Raw genomic sequence first — 15,861 nt, 5'->3', positions numbered from 1 at the left:
AGACAACGTAGGATAAGCAGTAATGGCCAAAGGATGGCCGAAAGGCGTGTCTCCGACCGTGGCAGCGCAGTCGAAGGGTTCACGTTGTGCTTTTCAAAGGATTTCTCATGCTTGCCCCGCAATGGATCGGCCTGGCGCTGCTCGGCCTCGGTTACATCTTCGCCCTGTTCAAAGGCAACCTCGGCCTGCTGGCCCTGCCCACCCTGATTGCCCTGCTTTGCGCCGGCTTGCTGGTACGCCGTGCCAGCCTGTGGCAAAAGCTGGTCGGCCATGCCCTGTTCGTGCTGCTGGCCATCGCCCTGGCCCTGCATATGCTGCCGGGCTTCAGCGGCGCCAAGGTCATCGACAAGGTGCGCTTTAGCAGCGACGCCCTACCCTTCTCCATGTACCTGAACCTCGACAAGCCGCTGATCGGCTTCTGGCTGCTGTTGGCCTGTCCTTGGGTACTGGCGCTGAAGAACAAGCGTCCATTCGCCAGCCTCGCCCTGACGTTGCCGTTGGTTATCCTGGTGTGCCTGGGCGGCGCCTGGCTGCTGGGAATGGTTGCCTGGGCGCCGAAGTGGCCAGAGCAGGGCTGGATCTGGGCCCTGAACAACCTGTTGCTGGTGTGCCTGACCGAAGAACTGCTGTTTCGCGGTTACATCCAGGGCGGCCTGCAACGCTTGCTGAAAAACCAGAACCTGGCCCTGCTGCTGGCCGCGACGCTGTTCGGCCTGGCCCACCTGGGTGGCGGCTGGCAATGGGTGCTGCTGGCCGGCCTTGCCGGTGTCGGCTATGGCCTGGCTTACCGATATGGCGGCCTTTTCGCTGCGCTACTGTGCCATTTCGGCCTGAACCTGGCGCACTTTGCCGGCTTCAGTTACCCGATGCTGGCACCGCTGTGAACATGCGGTCATTAGCTGACTTTTGTGTCAAAAACATGAAAGAATGCAGCTAATTTGTTGAACTTTGCACGAATGACTTAGCGCAGGTCAGATCAAGACTCCTTGATCGAAATCAAGCCCTGCAAATATTCATTCAACAAAACCCCCGGCGTGCCGATACCTTTCGAAAGCCTTGCGGATTGAACAGCTAATGCGTAACAACCAGCCGATTACCCAACGCGAACGGACTTTCCCAGCTCAGCAACGGTTGATTTCGACCACTGATGCCAAGGGCGTGATCACCTACTGCAACGACGCCTTCGTCGAGATCAGCGGCTTCTCCCGCGAGGAGCTGATGCGCGCGCCGCACAACCTGGTGCGTCACCCGGATGTGCCGCCGGCCGTGTTCGCGCACATGTGGACCACGCTCAAGCAAGGCCTGCCGTGGATGGGCATCGTCAAGAACCGCTGCAAGTCGGGTGATCATTACTGGGTCAACGCCTATGTCACGCCGGTGTTCGAAAAGAACCAGGTCGTAGGCTTCGAATCGGTGCGAGTCAAGCCGAGCGCCGAGCAAGTGCGTCGCGCCGAGGCCTTGTACCAGCGTATCAACCAGGGCAAACCGGCGATTCCGCACCGCGACAAGTGGCTGCCGGTAGTGCAGGACTGGCTGCCGTTCATTCTGGTCAGCCAGATCGGCTTTTTGATCGGCAACTGGCTGGGGCATTCCTGGGGCTTCGCCCTGGCCGCCGGCCTCTCGGTACCGCTCGGCCTGCTGGGCCTGAGCTGGCAGCAACGCGGCCTCAAGCGCCTGCTGCGCCTGGCCGAACAGACCACTTCCGACCCACTGATCGCGCAGATGTATACCGACAGCCGCGGCGTGCAGGCGCGCCTGGAAATGGCCATGCTCAGCCAGGACGCGCGGATGAAGACCTGCCTGACCCGCCTGCAGGACACCGCCGAGCACCTCAACGAACAGGCACGCCAGTCCGACACCCTGGCCCACAACAGCTCCTCGGGCCTGGAGCGCCAGCGGGTGGAGACCGAGCAGGTCGCCGCCGCCGTCAACCAGATGGCCGCCACCACCCAGGAAGTGGCCAACCACGTGCAGCGCACTGCCGACGCCACCCAGGAAGCCAATCGCCTGACCGGGCGCGGCCGCGACATCGCCGGAGAAACCCGCGAGGCCATCCAGCGCCTGTCGGCTGCCGTCGGCGAGACCGGCCTGACCGTGACCCAGCTGGCCCGCGACAGCGACGAGATCGGTGGCGTGGTCGATGTGATCAAGGGCATTGCCGACCAGACCAACCTGCTGGCCTTGAACGCCGCCATCGAAGCGGCCCGAGCCGGCGAGATGGGCCGCGGCTTTGCCGTGGTGGCCGACGAGGTGCGCCAGCTGGCGCAACGCACCGCCGAGTCCACCGGGCAGATCCACGGCCTGATCGCCAAGCTGCAACAGACCGCCAACAGCGCCGTGCAGACCATGGAAACCGGTCACCGCCAGGCCGAAGAAGGTGTTGCGCGGGTGATGGAAGCCGACCAGGCCCTGGTAGGTATCAGCGAAGCTGTGGCCAATATCACCGACATGGCCACGCAAATTGCCGCTGCCACCGAGGAGCAGACTGCGGTTGCCGACGAAATCAGCCGCAACATCAGCACCATCGCCCAGCTGGCCGACCAGACCTCGGAACAGGCCCAGCATTCGGCGCTGCTCAGCGAAGAGCTGACCCGCACCGCTACCACCCAGTACTCGCTGGTGGAGCGCTTCAACCGCTAAGCCTCACCGCGCATCGCCACTGGCGGTGCGCGGCTCCCCGCCCTACCAGTCGAGCGTCAGCCGGCTTTCGAAGTAACGTTCTTCACCGCTCAATGGGTCGTTGAAACGCAGGCTCTGCGCCAACAGCTTCAACGGTTTGTTGTAGTCATCCTGCTCCTGGGCGATGTCCGGATAGAACGGATCATTGCAGATACTCGCGCCCAGGGCGGTCATGTGCACCCGCAGCTGGTGGGTTTTGCCAGTGACCGGCGAGAGACCGTAGCGCCACAGCTCGCCGTTCTTCTCCAGCACCTGGGCCAGGGTTTCGCTGTTGCTTACCCCTTCGACTTCCTGCATGCGAAAAAATGGCTCGCCGTTGACCAGGCGGCTCTTGTGCACCAGCGGAAACTCACGCTCGGGCAAGGCGCGTGCAATGGCCTGGTAGCGCTTGTCGATCTGCCGGTTGGGGAATAGCGACTGATAGGCCGAACGACTCTGGGGGTTGGCCGAGAACAGCACCAGCCCGGCAGTGTGCCGGTCAATGCGGTGCAAGGGCACCAGATTGGGATTGTCGAGGCGGCGGATCAGCCGGCGCAGCAAGGTCTGTTCGACGTACTCGCCGGTCGGGGTGACCGGCAGGAAATGCGGCTTGTCCGCCACCACCAGGTGCTCATCGATGTGCAGGATGGACTCTTCGACCGGGATCGGCTTTTCGTTTGGCACTTCGCGAAAATAATGGATGCGCAGACCCGGACGGTAGGCAAGCGTGGCGCTGATCGGCGCGCCCTGAGCGTCCAGCACCCGGCCGCGGGCGATGCGATCGAGCCACTGCTCGCGGCCGATGGCCTTGAAGTGCTCGCTCAAGCAATCGACTACCGTCACCCAGTTGCCGGGCGGCAGGCACACGGTGCTGGCTTGATGCTGAGCCGGATCGAAGGGAGGCGTGGCCATGGGAACACTCTGGACAGATGGACCGGCCATTATCCCCCATGCTCGCCCGCTCAGCCAGCTTCGGCAGCCGCAGCCTCGGTGAACTCCTTGAGCCAGCGCAGCACCTCGACCGCCTCCCAGCGGCTGGGGTCGTAGAGGGCGTACAACAACCCCTGGTATCCGACCACATCCAGTGGCCGGTGGTAGCCGGCGCGCTGGAACAGGGCTTCGATCTCGGCGAAACAGGTGTTGAAGTGCACTTTATTGAACGGCGTCTTGCCTTCCAGCACCAGGCCGTCAAGGCGCAACTCGAGCACCGCTTCACTCACGACCTCGACAGCCATGCGATTGACGGAGTATTTCAGTTGTTCGACATTGACCATTGATCCGGACCCTCGACGCAAGCGCCATCCCTGTACTGTATTAATATACAGCATATTCAGAGATGTCGTCTGCGTCAATCAGACTGCAACTGTCAGACCAGACCTGGGAGATAGCCGGACCCTTTGCGCACCGTCAGCAATTGACGGCGCGGCCGGCCCGCAGCAAGGCTCAGGTGCACCCATTGGTCGTACTCGAGAATCAACTGGTCGAACTGCAGGTTGCTGTCGGCCACCCGTCGCGCCAGCGCTGCCGGCGTCAGCCCGGGCACATTGAAGTCAGCTGCCAGCCCTTCGGTATGCGCACTGGCGGCGGACCCGCCAATCACCTCGTTGAGTTCGACCGAGCGAAAGCCGCTGCTGACCAGCACCGGCGCGCCCACCAGCTCGCGGACCTGTTCGAGCGTCGCGCAGAGGCGGCGCAGGTTGTCCAGGGCACGGCTATCGGGCTGGTTATCGATGTCCTGGCGTGCTGCGGTCTCCGAGAGGGTCATTTCCTCGAGGGTGAAGTGTTCGGTCAGGTACATGGTGCCGCTCCTTGGCGAGGTAAGAGAAGCCAAGGATTGTCCACATCAGCACAGCGTTGCGCACGACGGGAAAGATACCCGCCAAGACCGAACCATCACCCCAGGAAGGTCACGACCTGCTCGGCATCGAAGGGCCAGCGCAGCTCGGCCCCGGTATCGCAACGGCGCAACACCGGAATGAGCAGGCCATAGGTGTCGATCATCCCCTCGTGCTCGGCGATATCGACCAGTTCGACCAACAGGCCATGCTCGACAAACGGCATCAGCAGCGCCTCGGCCACTTCGCACAGGTGACAGCCCAGGGTGCCGAACAATTGGCATTCAGGTGGCATTTATGGGTACCAGCAACTGTAGGAACGGATCATTATTCTAGGTCTGCAATCGGGGCCAGTCGAGCGCCGCCCCTGAAACCGGCCAATGACATTGAAGTGCTGATGCACATCAACGGCCAAATGGCGTAAGTCGTTCAGACTTAATGGTTTTTTCGCTGTTTTCGCAAGGGAGTGTTTTGTGTTTGCCAACCTGTTGATCATCCTGGCCTCATCGCTGGTCGTCATCGCGTTCTTCCGGCGCCTGAAATTGCCGCCGGTACTTGGCTATTTGTGTGTCGGCCTGTTCGTCGGCCCTACCGCCCTGGACTGGGTCAACGAAAGTGAAGAGCTGCCGGACCTGGCTGAGATGGGCGTGGTCTTTTTGCTGTTTTCCCTGGGACTGGAATTTTCCCTGTCGAAAATGCTCGCCTTGCGCAAGGTGGTGTTTGGCCTCGGCAGCCTGCAGGTGATCTGCACCAGCCTGCTCCTCGCCGGACTGCTGGTTCTGCTCGGCATGCAACCCAACGTGGCCTTGATGCTGGGCGCGGGCCTGGCGCTGTCGTCGACGGCGATCGTCAGCAAGGAGCTGACCAGCCTCGGCGAGATCTTCAGCAGTCATGGTCAGAATGCCATCGGCGTGCTGCTGTTCCAGGACGTGGTGGCAGTGTTGCTGCTGACCCTGGTACCGGTGTTTGCCGGCCAGGGCGGCCAGGCCTGGTACTGGGCTTTGCCGCTGACCCTGGGCAAGACCGTGATCCTCTTCTTCGGCCTGCTGCTGGCCAGCCGCTGGCTGCTGCCGCGGCTGTTCCATGAGGTGGCCAGCTCGCATTCGGCCGAGCTGTTCGTCCTGCTGGCCCTGGTGATCGTGCTGTTGACCGCCTGGTTGACCCACCTGCTGGGCCTGTCGCCGGCCCTGGGCGCGTTCCTCGCCGGCATGTTGCTGGGAGAAAGCAATTACCGCCATCAGATCGAAGCCGATATCCGCCCATTCCGGGACATTTTGCTCGGGCTGTTCTTCGTCAGTATCGGCATGCTCATCGACCTGCAGCTGTTCGCCACCCATGGCTGGCAGCTCCTTGCCCTGACCCTCGCCCTGCTGCTGATCAAAGGCTCTGTGGTGGCCGCACTGGTGCGCTTGCGCGGCAGTGATGCCGAGACCGCCTGGCGCAGCGGCCTGGCCCTGGCCCAGGGCGGCGAGTTCTGTTTCGCCCTGATGGCGCAGATGCAACAGACCCGCCTGCTGCCCGAGGAACTCGGTCACCTGCTGCTGGCCGCGACCTTCTGCTCGATGCTGGTCACCCCGCTGCTGCTGCGGGCCGCTCCGACAATCGCCGCCCGCCTGCACCGCAAGCCCAACCAGGAAGTTCATCTGGAAGAGATCGAAGCACAAAGCGCCGCGATGAACGGCCACGTGCTGATCTGCGGCTACGGCCGCGTCGGCCAGTCGATCGGGCGCTTCCTGCGCCGCGAGGACATCCCCTTCATTGCCCTGGATGACGACCCGGTGCGGGTCCAGGAAGCCGCCGCCGGAGAAAACTGCGTGCACTACGGCGACTCACGCCGCGGCGAACTGCTCACCGCCATCGGCCTTGAGCGCGCGCGCTTGCTGGTGATTGCGGTGGACAAGACCGACATCGCCCTGAGCGTGTTGAAAGCCGCCCGCGAGCGTCATGCCCAGGTGCAGATCCTGGTGCGCACCCGCGACGACAGCCAGCGCGACGAATTGCGTGCCGCTGGCGCCACTGCCGTGGTCCCGGAACTGCTGGAGTCGAGCCTGATGCTGGCCTCCCATGCCCTGGTGATGCTCGGCCTGCCACAAGATCAGGTGCAGCAACGGGTAGATGAAGTGCGCAAGACCCGCTACCGGCTGCTGCATGCCTTCTACCATGGCGCCCAGACCAGCCCGGTCGACAGCGAGGGCCTGCCCAAGGCGATGATGCACGCGGTCAACCTCGGCGCCGAAGCCTATGCCTGCGGCCGAACCCTGAGCGATCTGGGCCTGGAACAATTGGGTGTTGAACTGCAGGCCGTGCATCGCCAGGGCGAGGAGCTGAATGTAGACACCGGCACCTGTCTGCACGCGGGCGATGCTGTGCTGGTCAGCGGCCCGCTGAGCGCCGTGGAAGCCTGCGAGGCGCGCTTGCTCGCAGGGCGCTGAACCGTCAGTCCTGGCTGGTGGCGCCGATCTTGTGAATCGACAGGTCGGCGCCGTAGTACTCTTGCTCCTGGCTCAGGCGCAGGCCGTGCAACAGCTTGATGCTGCCATACACGGCAAAGCCGCCGAGCAAGGCCACCAGCACCCCGGCCAGGCTGCCGATCAACTGGCTGATCAGGCTGACCCCACCCAGGCCGCCCAAGGCGCTCTGGCCGAAGATCCCGCAGGCAATCCCGCCCCACACTCCGCACAGGCCATGCAGCGGCCACACGCCCAACACGTCATCGATCTTCCAGGTGTTCTGCGCGGCAATAAAGCACCAGACAAACAAGGCTCCGGCAATCGCCCCGGTGGCCAGCGCGCCCACCGGGTGCATCAGGTCAGAACCTGCGCACACCGCCACCAGCCCGGCCAGCGGGCCGTTGTGCAGGAAGCCCGGGTCGTTGCGCCCGACCAGCAAGGCCGCCACGGTGCCGCCGACCATGGCCATCAAAGAGTTGACTGCCACCAGGCCACTGACCCCTTGCAGAGTTTGCGCGCTCATGACGTTGAAGCCGAACCAGCCGACGATCAGAATCCACGACCCCAGGGCCAGGAACGGAATGTTCGACGGCGCAAAAGCCACCAGCTTGCCGTCGCGGTAACGGCCGTTGCGCGGTCCCAGCAGCAATACTGCCGCCAGCGCCAGCCAGCCCCCCATGGCATGCACCACGACGGAGCCGGCAAAGTCATGAAAACCCGCGCCAAAACGCTCCGCCAGCCAGACCTGCATGCCAAAGTTGCCATTCCAGACGATACCTTCGAAAAACGGATAGACGAAGGCGACGATCAGCACCGTGGCGCACAATTGCGGGGCGAAGCGTGCACGCTCGGCGATGCCGCCGGAGATGATCGCCGGGATCGCCGCGGCAAAGGTCAGCAGGAAGAAGAACTTCACCAGGCTGTAGCCATGCTCCTGGCTCAACACCTGTGCCGGCTGCAGAAAACTGACACCGTAGGAAATCCAGTAGCCGATAAAGAAATAGGCCAGGGTCGACACGGCAAAATCGCTGAGAATCTTCGACAAGGCGTTGACCTGGTTCTTGTGCCGCACGGTGCCCACCTCAAGGAAGGCAAAACCTGCGTGCATGGCCAGAACCATCACCGCACCGAGCAGAATGAACAGCGTGTTGGAGCCGTGGACCAGGGTGTCCACTGCGCTTTGCAAATTTTCCATGGAGTAGGCAGGCCTGCAAAAAAGCACCAAGACAGCTCAAAAACACTCCTTCGTGCACCAGTCTGGATCGTCGTTGCGGCCACCTCCCTGGCCGATCCGGGTAGTACGGGAGTTTTTCCTTGGGTTTGTCGTGGATTGGGTTAAGGTTTACAGGTCCGGTATTCGCCCGCGCCCACAATCGGCGCAGGCACCGGCCCCGGCGCACCACGGCAAAGCAAAAGCTGTACCAGCAAATTGCACTTGAACCTTCGCCCGCGCCCACGACTCGAAATAGCCACACACACTGTTAGGGAGAGCCCCATGGCCAGCAAATCGGCAAAGACTGCTCAAGACATATTGATGGCTGACTTCCAGACCCTGGTACGCGATACCGAGAAGCTGCTGGAGCACACTGCAACCCTGGCTGGCGATCAGGCCGACGACCTGCGCGAACAGATCCATGACAGCCTGCTGCGCGCCCGGGAAACCCTGCAACTGACCCAGGATTCGGTCCGCGAACGCGGCCAGGCGGCCCTGAGCGCAACCGAAGACTACGTACAAAGCAACCCCTGGCAGTCGATCGGCATTGCCGCCGGCGTTGGCTTTCTGATCGGCCTCTTGGCCACCCGCCGCTGAGGACCGAGCATGGAAAGCGAACCACTCGCCGGTGCCGGTCCCTCCAGCAAGCGTCTCGGCGCTGCAGTGCTGGGCCTGCTGCATGGCCATGTCGAACTGTTCGGCATCGAACTGCAGGAGCAGAAAGCGCGGACCCTCAGCTTGCTGCTGTTCGCCGGGCTGGCCCTGGTATTTGCCCTGCTGTTGCTGACCGCCCTCTCCGGCCTGGTGCTGGTGATGCTCTGGGACAGTTATCGCCTGGCCGGCATCATTGGCCTGTGCGTGTTCTACGGGCTGGCGGCGCTGTTTTGCGGCCTGCGTCTGAAGGCGGCGGTGTTCGATGAATCGTCACCCTTCAGCTCGACCCTCGAAGAACTTGCCAAGGACCGGGAGCGCCTGTTGCCATGAGCCTGCCTGAACTACCGCAAACCACCAATCGCCGGGAACTGCGCAAGGCCTTGGTGCGCCTGCGCCTGGAGATGCACCGCCAGGAAATTCGCCATGAGTCCGGGCAACTGCTCAACCCCCTCACCCGTTTGCGCTCCATGGGCGACTCACTGCAAGGCGGCCTGGGCATCAAGCACGCGCCGCTGTGGGGCATTGGTGCCGTGGTGCTGCTGGGTTTCCTGACCGGCAAGGGCGCCCGCAGCGGCAGCGTCAGCCGCCTGGTGCGCCTGGGGACCAGCTTGATTCCGTTGTTGAAGCTGGCCATGCAAGGGGCTGGTAGCAAGCGTTAAGTGCAGCGCCTGAACTACGACCGCTGCGCGCTCGATCGCGGGTCAAGCCCGCTCCCACAGATCTGCGCGCTTAGCAAGAGCGAAGCGAATTGTGCTCTTGATCTGCTTTTGATCTTGATCCACCGGCCCCGTTAACCAGAAGGGCCGAGTGGAGGTGTTGCGAAGGGGCTAGTGCGCAGCACCTTCGGCGTTAGCCGAAGTTGCGAAACGTAGAGTTGCTTGCAACTCGTAGTTCGCAATGCCCCGTAGCGACACCGGAACGAGGGGACCCGAAGCGCAGCGTAGGGCCCCTGGTGGGGCAAGAATTTTTGCTTACTTTTTTTCGACTGAAAAAAGTAAGCCGCCGTAAAGGCGGAAGGGGCCCGCAACGCCCATACAGCAAACGGATAAGCTCACAAAGCCACTTGCACCCCCCGACCCAAACCACGAAGCTACCCCCCTGCCCCCCGCACCGGAGAAATGGCCTTGGATTGGCACACCCTGCTCACCCGCGAACGCCTCGGCAAACCCCTGCACAGCCCGGAAGAACTCGGCCGCAGCCCGTTCCACAAAGACCACGACCGGATCATCTTCTCCGGCGCCTTCCGCCGCCTGGGGCGCAAGACCCAGGTGCACCCGGTGTCGAGCAACGACCACATCCACACCCGGCTGACCCACTCCCTGGAAGTCAGCTGCGTCGGCCGCTCACTGGGCATGCGCGTCGGCGAAACCCTGCGCGCCAGCCTGCCGCAGTGGTGCGAACCCAGCGACCTGGGCATGGTCGTGCAGTCAGCGTGCCTGGCTCATGACATCGGCAACCCACCCTTCGGCCACTCCGGCGAGGATGCCATACGCCACTGGTTCCAACAGGCCGCCGGGCGCGGCTGGCTGGATGCGATGAGCGCCGCCGAACGCGGCGATTTTCTCAACTTCGAAGGTAACGCCCAGGGCTTTCGCGTCCTCACCCAACTGGAATACCACCAGTTCGACGGCGGCACGCGGCTGACTTACGCCACGCTGGGTACTTACCTCAAATACCCCTGGACTGCACGTCACGCCGACGCCCTGGGGTACAAGAAACACAAATTTGGCTGCTACCAGAGCGAACTGCCGTTGCTCGAACAGATCGCCCGCAAGCTCGGCCTGCCGCAACTGGAAGAGCAACGCTGGGCCCGTCACCCGTTGGTGTACCTGATGGAGGCGGCCGATGACATCTGCTACGCCCTGATCGACCTTGAAGACGGCCTGGAAATGGACCTGCTCGACTACGCCGAGGTCGAGTCGCTGCTGCTGAGCCTGGTGGGTGACGACCTGCCGGAAACCTACCGCCAGTTGGGCCCGGACGATTCGCGCCGGCGCAAACTGGCGATCCTGCGCGGCAAGGCCATTGAGCACCTGACCAATGCCGCAGCGCGCGCTTTCGTCGAACAACAGGACGCGTTGCTGGCAGGCACACTCAACGGTGACCTGGTCGAGCATATGCACGGCCCGGCCAAACGCTGTGTGCTGCAGGCCAAAGACATCGCACGCAAGAAAATTTTCCAGGACAAGCGCAAGACCCTGCATGAAATCGGCGCCTACACGACCCTGGAGATCCTGCTCAATTCGTTCTGTGGCGCCGCCCTGGAGCAACATGGCGGGCGTACACCCTCGTTCAAGAGCCGGCGGATTCTCGACCTGTTGGGCAAGAACGCGCCGAGCCCGGATGCCTCCCTACACACCTCGTTCCTGCGCATGATCGATTTCATTGCCGGGATGACCGACAGTTATGCCAGTGAAATGGCCCGTGAAATGACCGGCCGCTCGAGCCCGAGCTGATCAACCGCCTGTACTGCCCGGCAACCGGGCAGTACAGGAAATTACTGACACACTTGAAACAAATATAAACAACCCGAAACTTTCGCAACATAACCTTACCATCTATAGCATTGACACCCCTATCTAGCAGAAGCCTCTGTAATCCTATATTTCAAAGTTAGTAGGACTTTTCCTATATATCAATTAACTCACCTCAAGTTCATGTGCGACCTGTTCTTTCTGCGCTAAGGTGCCCCTACCCCTCTGGCACTTTTATGGAAAGTTCAACATGTATTCTGTCTTCATCGTCGACGATCACCCGGTCATCCGCCTGGCGGTGCGCATGCTTCTGGAGAATGAAGGCTATCGAGTGGTCGGTGAATCGGACAACGGCGTAGACGCCATGCAGATGGTCCGCGAATGCCTGCCGGACTTGATCATCCTCGACATCAGCATTCCGCGGCTGGACGGCCTGGAAGTGCTCTCGCGTTTCCATGCCATGGGCATCCCGCTGAAAATCCTGATACTGACCGCACAATCGCCAGCGCTTTTTGCCATTCGTTGCATGCATTCCGGCGCAGCAGGCTATGTGTGCAAACAGGAAGACCTCAGCGAGTTGCTTAGTGCGATAAAAGCGGTGTTATCGGGTTATAACTATTTCCCCAGCCAGGCCATCAATCCGGTACGCAAACACGATGATTCAGCCTCGGACCTGGATCTGTTCAAACAGGTCAATGATCGTGAGCTGATGGTACTGCAACTTTTTGCCCAAGGCAGAAGTAACAAGGAAATTGCCCAGGGCATGTTCCTCAGCAACAAGACGGTCAGCACCTACAAGAAACGACTGATGCAAAAGCTCAAAGCCAGTTCTCTGGTTGAACTGATTGAAATGGCGAAACGCAATGCCCTGGTTTGAGAGCGCCCATGCTCAGGCATAGCCTTACCCTCCTGCTGTGTGCTGTGCTGGCTTGCCTGAGCATTGCCACACGGGCGGACGACGTCGCGGCCACCCCGCTCACCCTGTTCAGCCGTGCCGAGCCAATCGCCATGAAACTGCCCCTGACCCCGGCTCAGCGACTGTGGATCAAAGGCAAGGGCGAGTTACTGCTGGGAACTTCGGCGCCGGATTACCCGCCCTTCGACATGACCGCCAGCGGGCGCGACTACGAAGGCTTGACCGCCGACTTCGCCGGCCTGATCGGCTCGGCCCTGGGCTTGCCGATCAGGGTGCAACGCTACGCCACCCGCCAGGAGGCGGTGAAAGCCCTGGCTCAAGGCCAGATCGACCTGCTGGGCAGCACCAACGGCTACGAGGCAGCCACGCCCGGCATCGCCCTGTCCATCCCCTATGCCGTGGATCAACCGGTACTGGTGACCCGCGAGAACGAAATCCGCCCCCTGGACACCGGCCTGGCAGGCCTGCGCCTGAGCATGGTCTATCACTACCTGCCAATGGATGAGGTACTGGCCAATTACCCTGACGCCACCATCCAGTCCTACCCCTCCTACCAGAACGCACTGAACGCCGTGGCGTTCGATCAGGCCGACGTCTTTCTGGGCGACACCATCTCGACCCACTACCTGATCAATCAAGGCCACCTGCAGAACGTCAAGATGGCCAACTTCGGTAAACATGAGCCGGTCGGTTTCAGCTTCGCCGTGCAGCGCAGCAACCAGATGCTCCTGGAGCTGATCAACGCCACCCTCGACGCGGTGTCCAGCAGTACGCGGGAAAGCCTCTTCAAACGCTGGAGCGCCGGTAGCGATGTACTGCTGACCGACCGCAAACTGCAGCTGTCACAACGCGAAGAGCGCTGGCTGAGCGGCCATCCGGTGGTGCGGGTGGTGGTCAACGAAACCGCCGCGCCACTGACCTTCTTCGACAGCGCCGGCAACTTTCGCGGCATTGCCGCCGACCTGCTGGAACTGATCCGCCTGCGTACCGGCCTGCGTTTCGAAGTGCAGCGGGCCAGTGGAATCAGTGACATGATCGACCGCCTCAACCATGATCAGGCGGATGTCATCGCGGCGATCTCACCCAGCCCGCGTCGTGCCGGAACCCTGGCGATCAGTCGGCCTTATCTGGAAAACTCCTACGTACTGTTGACGCGCAAGGGCGCTGACCAGCCCGATTCCCTGGAGCAGATGACAGGCCGACGCCTGGCCCTGACTCGCGACAGCCCCTTGTTCGATGATTTGCGCCAGCGCTTCCCGGGCATCCAGCTGGTCGAGACGGAGAGCACCTTCTACTCCACCTCGCTGCTGGCCAGCGGGCACGTCGATGCGGCCATCACCGCCTTGATCAACGCCAATTTCAGCCTGGCTTCCCAGCGCGACCTGATGATCCGTTCCTCGGTCGGCGCCGAACCCGCCACCTTCGCCATGGCCACTGCCCGGGGCGCCCAGGAACTGGCGTCGATCCTCGACAAGGCATTGCTCAGCATCGCGCCGGAAGAGCTGGGCATCATCAACAGTCGCTGGCGTGGTTACAGCACAGAAACAGACGCCTACTGGCAAAAGTACCAGCGACTGATCCTCCAGGTGGTCCTGGGCACCAGCCTGTTGCTGCTGCTGTCACTGGCCTGGAATGCCTGGATGCGCCGCCAGATCAAGCAACGCGAGGCCGCCGAACGGGCCCTGAACGATCAGCTCGAATTCTTGCGCGCCCTGCTCAACGGTACGCCGCATCCGATGTACGTGCGTGATCGCGGCGGCTTGTTGCAGAGTTGTAACGACAGTTATCTGGAAGCGGTAGAAGCGCAGCTTCACGATGTACTGGGTAAAAGCATCCAGGACAGCACCCTGGGCGACAGCTGCTATGCCAGCCAGATACAGGCCGATTACCAGAAGGTCATGCGCGAAGGGATCCCGTTGATCGTTGATCGGCCTTTGCTGCTCAAGGAACGTGAACTGACCATCTACCACTGGATCCTGCCTTACCGTGACTCACTCGGCGAGGTGCAGGGCATTATTGGCGGCTGGATCGACATCAGCGAGCGCCGCCAACTGATCCAGGACCTGCGCCTGGCCAAGCAGCGGGCCGATGACGCCAATCGCGCCAAGAGTGTCTTCCTGGCGACCATCAGCCACGAGATCCGCACACCGATGAACGCCATCATCGGCATGCTCGAACTTACCCTCACCCGCGGCGACCAGGGGCATATCGATCGTCCGGCCATTGAGGTTGCCTACAACTCGGCCAGAGAACTGCTGGCCTTGATCGGCGATATCCTCGACATGGCGCGCATCGAGACCGGGCACCTGAGCCTGGCGCCTGAACCGGTCAACCTGGCGGAACTGGTGGAATCGGTCGGCCGCGTGTTCGATGGCGTGGCCCGACAGAAGGATTTGCGCCTGAGCCTCGAGATTGCCCCCCAGGCCCGCTGTGAGGTGCTGCTCGACCCTTTGCGCTTCAAGCAGATCCTGTCGAACCTGGTCAGCAACGCGATCAAGTTCACCGAGCAGGGCCAGGTCACCGTGCACCTGACCCTGGAACCGGGCCCCGCGCCCGACCAGCCCATCCTGCAGGTAACGGTTCAGGACAGTGGCATCGGTATTCGCGCAGATGACCAGCAGCGCCTGTTTCTGCCCTTTGCCCAGGCCAATCCGGACAGCAATCTGGCCCGTAGCGGCACTGGCCTTGGGCTGGCCATCAGCCATGACCTGTGCCAGTCAATGGGTGGCAACCTGACCTTGCACAGCGTGTTCGGCCAGGGCACCCGCGTGTGCATCAGCATGCCGTTGACCCTGCTGGCCGAAACCTCCAAGCCGGCCCCTGCGGCGCCGCTCCCCAATGCCGTGCTGCCGCCGTTGCGAGTGCTGGTCATCGATGACCATCCGGCCAACCTGCTGCTGATCGCCCAGCAACTGAACTTCCTGGGGCTGGAACATGCCAGTGCCGAAAACGGTCTCAGCGGCCTCAGCGCCTGGCACCAGGGCCACTTCGACGTGGTGATCGTCGACTGCAACATGCCACAGATGAATGGCTACCAGTTTGCCGAAGCGGTGCGGGACCACGAGCGTCAGTATCAATGGCCAGCGTGCACCATCCTCGGCTACACCGCCAACGCCCAACCGGAAGTGCGCGAGCGCTGCCAACAGGTCGGTATGGATGACTGCCTGCTCAAACCCATCAGCCTCAACGCCTTGGGTCAGCGCCTGGCGCAAGCACCCCAGGTGCAGGCGCGCCGCCAGACAGCCGCGCCGATGCCGTTCGACCTGCAGGTTCTGGAGCCGGTGGTGGGTGACAGCGTGCACGATCTGCACCAGTTGCTCAAAGAGCTGTTGCGCAGTTTCAAACGCGACCGCGCCTTGCTCAAGGCTATCGATCCACTCAAGGACGCGCTGCAACTGAGGAACCAGGCGCACAAGATCCTCGGCCCGGCACGGATCATTCAGGCCAACGGCTTGATCAAGGCCTGCGAGCAACTGGAAGCCGATTGCCAGGCCAGCCAGGCGGCGCCTGTACTGGAGCGGCGCCAACGCCAGGTGGTCAGCGTCATGGGCGCCCTGGAAGAAGCGTTGCAGAAGTATCTACACGAACAACCAGCGCAACCGCTTGGATCCCGCGGGAATGCCTGAACAGGCGGCGGGGCTGAAACGAAAACGGCGGCCAC

At 62.2% G+C, this 15,861-nt stretch carries 14 protein-coding genes; 9 read left to right on the top strand and 5 right to left on the bottom strand.

Annotated features, from left to right (window positions below):
- The first annotated feature begins 107 nt into the window (after positions 1-107).
- Together ABM562_RS01865 and ABM562_RS01860 are read left to right on the top strand one after the other, a co-directional pair.
- Complete coding sequence (locus tag ABM562_RS01865; protein WP_258578134.1) at positions 108-884, top strand: CPBP family intramembrane glutamic endopeptidase; 777 nt, start codon at positions 108-110, stop codon at positions 882-884.
- A 190-nt stretch (positions 885-1,074) separates the two neighbouring features.
- Positions 1,075-2,640, top strand: coding sequence for a methyl-accepting chemotaxis protein (locus ABM562_RS01860; protein ID WP_115086055.1), 1,566 nt, complete (start codon positions 1,075-1,077; stop codon positions 2,638-2,640).
- Between the two features lie 42 nt (positions 2,641-2,682).
- Here ABM562_RS01860 and ABM562_RS01855 read toward each other — a convergent pair whose 3' ends face one another.
- From ABM562_RS01855 to ABM562_RS01840, 4 genes are all read right to left on the bottom strand, one after another.
- Positions 2,683-3,570, bottom strand: coding sequence for a pseudouridine synthase (locus tag ABM562_RS01855; protein ID WP_115086054.1), 888 nt, complete (start codon positions 3,568-3,570; stop codon positions 2,683-2,685).
- A 50-nt stretch (positions 3,571-3,620) separates the two neighbouring features.
- Positions 3,621-3,932, bottom strand: coding sequence for a transcriptional regulator (locus tag ABM562_RS01850; RefSeq protein WP_115086053.1), 312 nt, complete (start codon positions 3,930-3,932; stop codon positions 3,621-3,623).
- 92 nt (positions 3,933-4,024) lie between these two features.
- Positions 4,025-4,456 carry a D-Ala-D-Ala carboxypeptidase family metallohydrolase gene (locus ABM562_RS01845; protein WP_346617093.1) on the bottom strand — a complete coding sequence of 144 codons (432 nt, stop codon included), beginning with the start codon at positions 4,454-4,456 and terminating at the stop codon, positions 4,025-4,027.
- A 95-nt stretch (positions 4,457-4,551) separates the two neighbouring features.
- A complete protein-coding gene (locus ABM562_RS01840) occupies positions 4,552-4,788 on the bottom strand; it encodes a glutaredoxin family protein (protein WP_038994296.1) in 237 nt (78 codons plus the stop codon).
- A 178-nt stretch (positions 4,789-4,966) separates the two neighbouring features.
- Between ABM562_RS01840 and ABM562_RS01835 the strand changes: the two genes are divergently transcribed.
- On the top strand, positions 4,967-6,925 hold the full coding sequence (locus ABM562_RS01835; protein ID WP_115086051.1) for a monovalent cation:proton antiporter family protein: 1,959 nt from the start codon (positions 4,967-4,969) through the stop codon (positions 6,923-6,925).
- Positions 6,926-6,929: 4 nt separating this feature from the next.
- On the opposite strand, the gene ABM562_RS01830 is transcribed toward ABM562_RS01835, so the two are convergent.
- On the bottom strand, positions 6,930-8,138 hold the full coding sequence (locus ABM562_RS01830; protein ID WP_115086050.1) for an ammonium transporter: 1,209 nt from the start codon (positions 8,136-8,138) through the stop codon (positions 6,930-6,932).
- A 300-nt stretch (positions 8,139-8,438) separates the two neighbouring features.
- On the opposite strand from ABM562_RS01830, the gene ABM562_RS01825 reads away from it, so the two are divergent.
- From ABM562_RS01825 to ABM562_RS01800, 6 genes are all read left to right on the top strand, one after another.
- The gene (locus ABM562_RS01825; protein WP_134061888.1) at positions 8,439-8,753 is read left to right on the top strand and encodes an ElaB/YgaM/YqjD family protein; all 315 of its coding nucleotides are present in this window, start codon (positions 8,439-8,441) and stop codon (positions 8,751-8,753) included.
- A gap of 9 nt (positions 8,754-8,762) precedes the next feature.
- On the top strand, positions 8,763-9,140 hold the full coding sequence (locus ABM562_RS01820; RefSeq protein WP_115086048.1) for a phage holin family protein: 378 nt from the start codon (positions 8,763-8,765) through the stop codon (positions 9,138-9,140).
- Positions 9,137-9,469: a hypothetical protein gene (locus ABM562_RS01815; RefSeq protein WP_115086047.1), complete on the top strand. Its 333-nt coding sequence runs from the start codon at positions 9,137-9,139 to the stop codon at positions 9,467-9,469. The genes ABM562_RS01820 and ABM562_RS01815 overlap by 4 nt, the downstream gene beginning before the upstream one ends.
- Before the next feature lie 465 nt (positions 9,470-9,934).
- On the top strand, positions 9,935-11,266 hold the full coding sequence (locus ABM562_RS01810) for a deoxyguanosinetriphosphate triphosphohydrolase (RefSeq protein WP_115086347.1): 1,332 nt from the start codon (positions 9,935-9,937) through the stop codon (positions 11,264-11,266).
- A gap of 268 nt (positions 11,267-11,534) precedes the next feature.
- Entirely contained in the window at positions 11,535-12,161 is a 627-nt protein-coding gene (locus tag ABM562_RS01805; RefSeq protein ID WP_115086046.1) for a response regulator transcription factor, read from the top strand.
- 8 nt (positions 12,162-12,169) lie between these two features.
- Positions 12,170-15,826, top strand: coding sequence for a transporter substrate-binding domain-containing protein (locus tag ABM562_RS01800; protein ID WP_460420618.1), 3,657 nt, complete (start codon positions 12,170-12,172; stop codon positions 15,824-15,826).
- Positions 15,827-15,861: the final 35 nt, after the last annotated feature.

Source organism: Pseudomonas sp. ZL2 (genome assembly GCF_054788455.1).
This window is presented reverse-complemented; position numbering and strand designations above follow the sequence as displayed.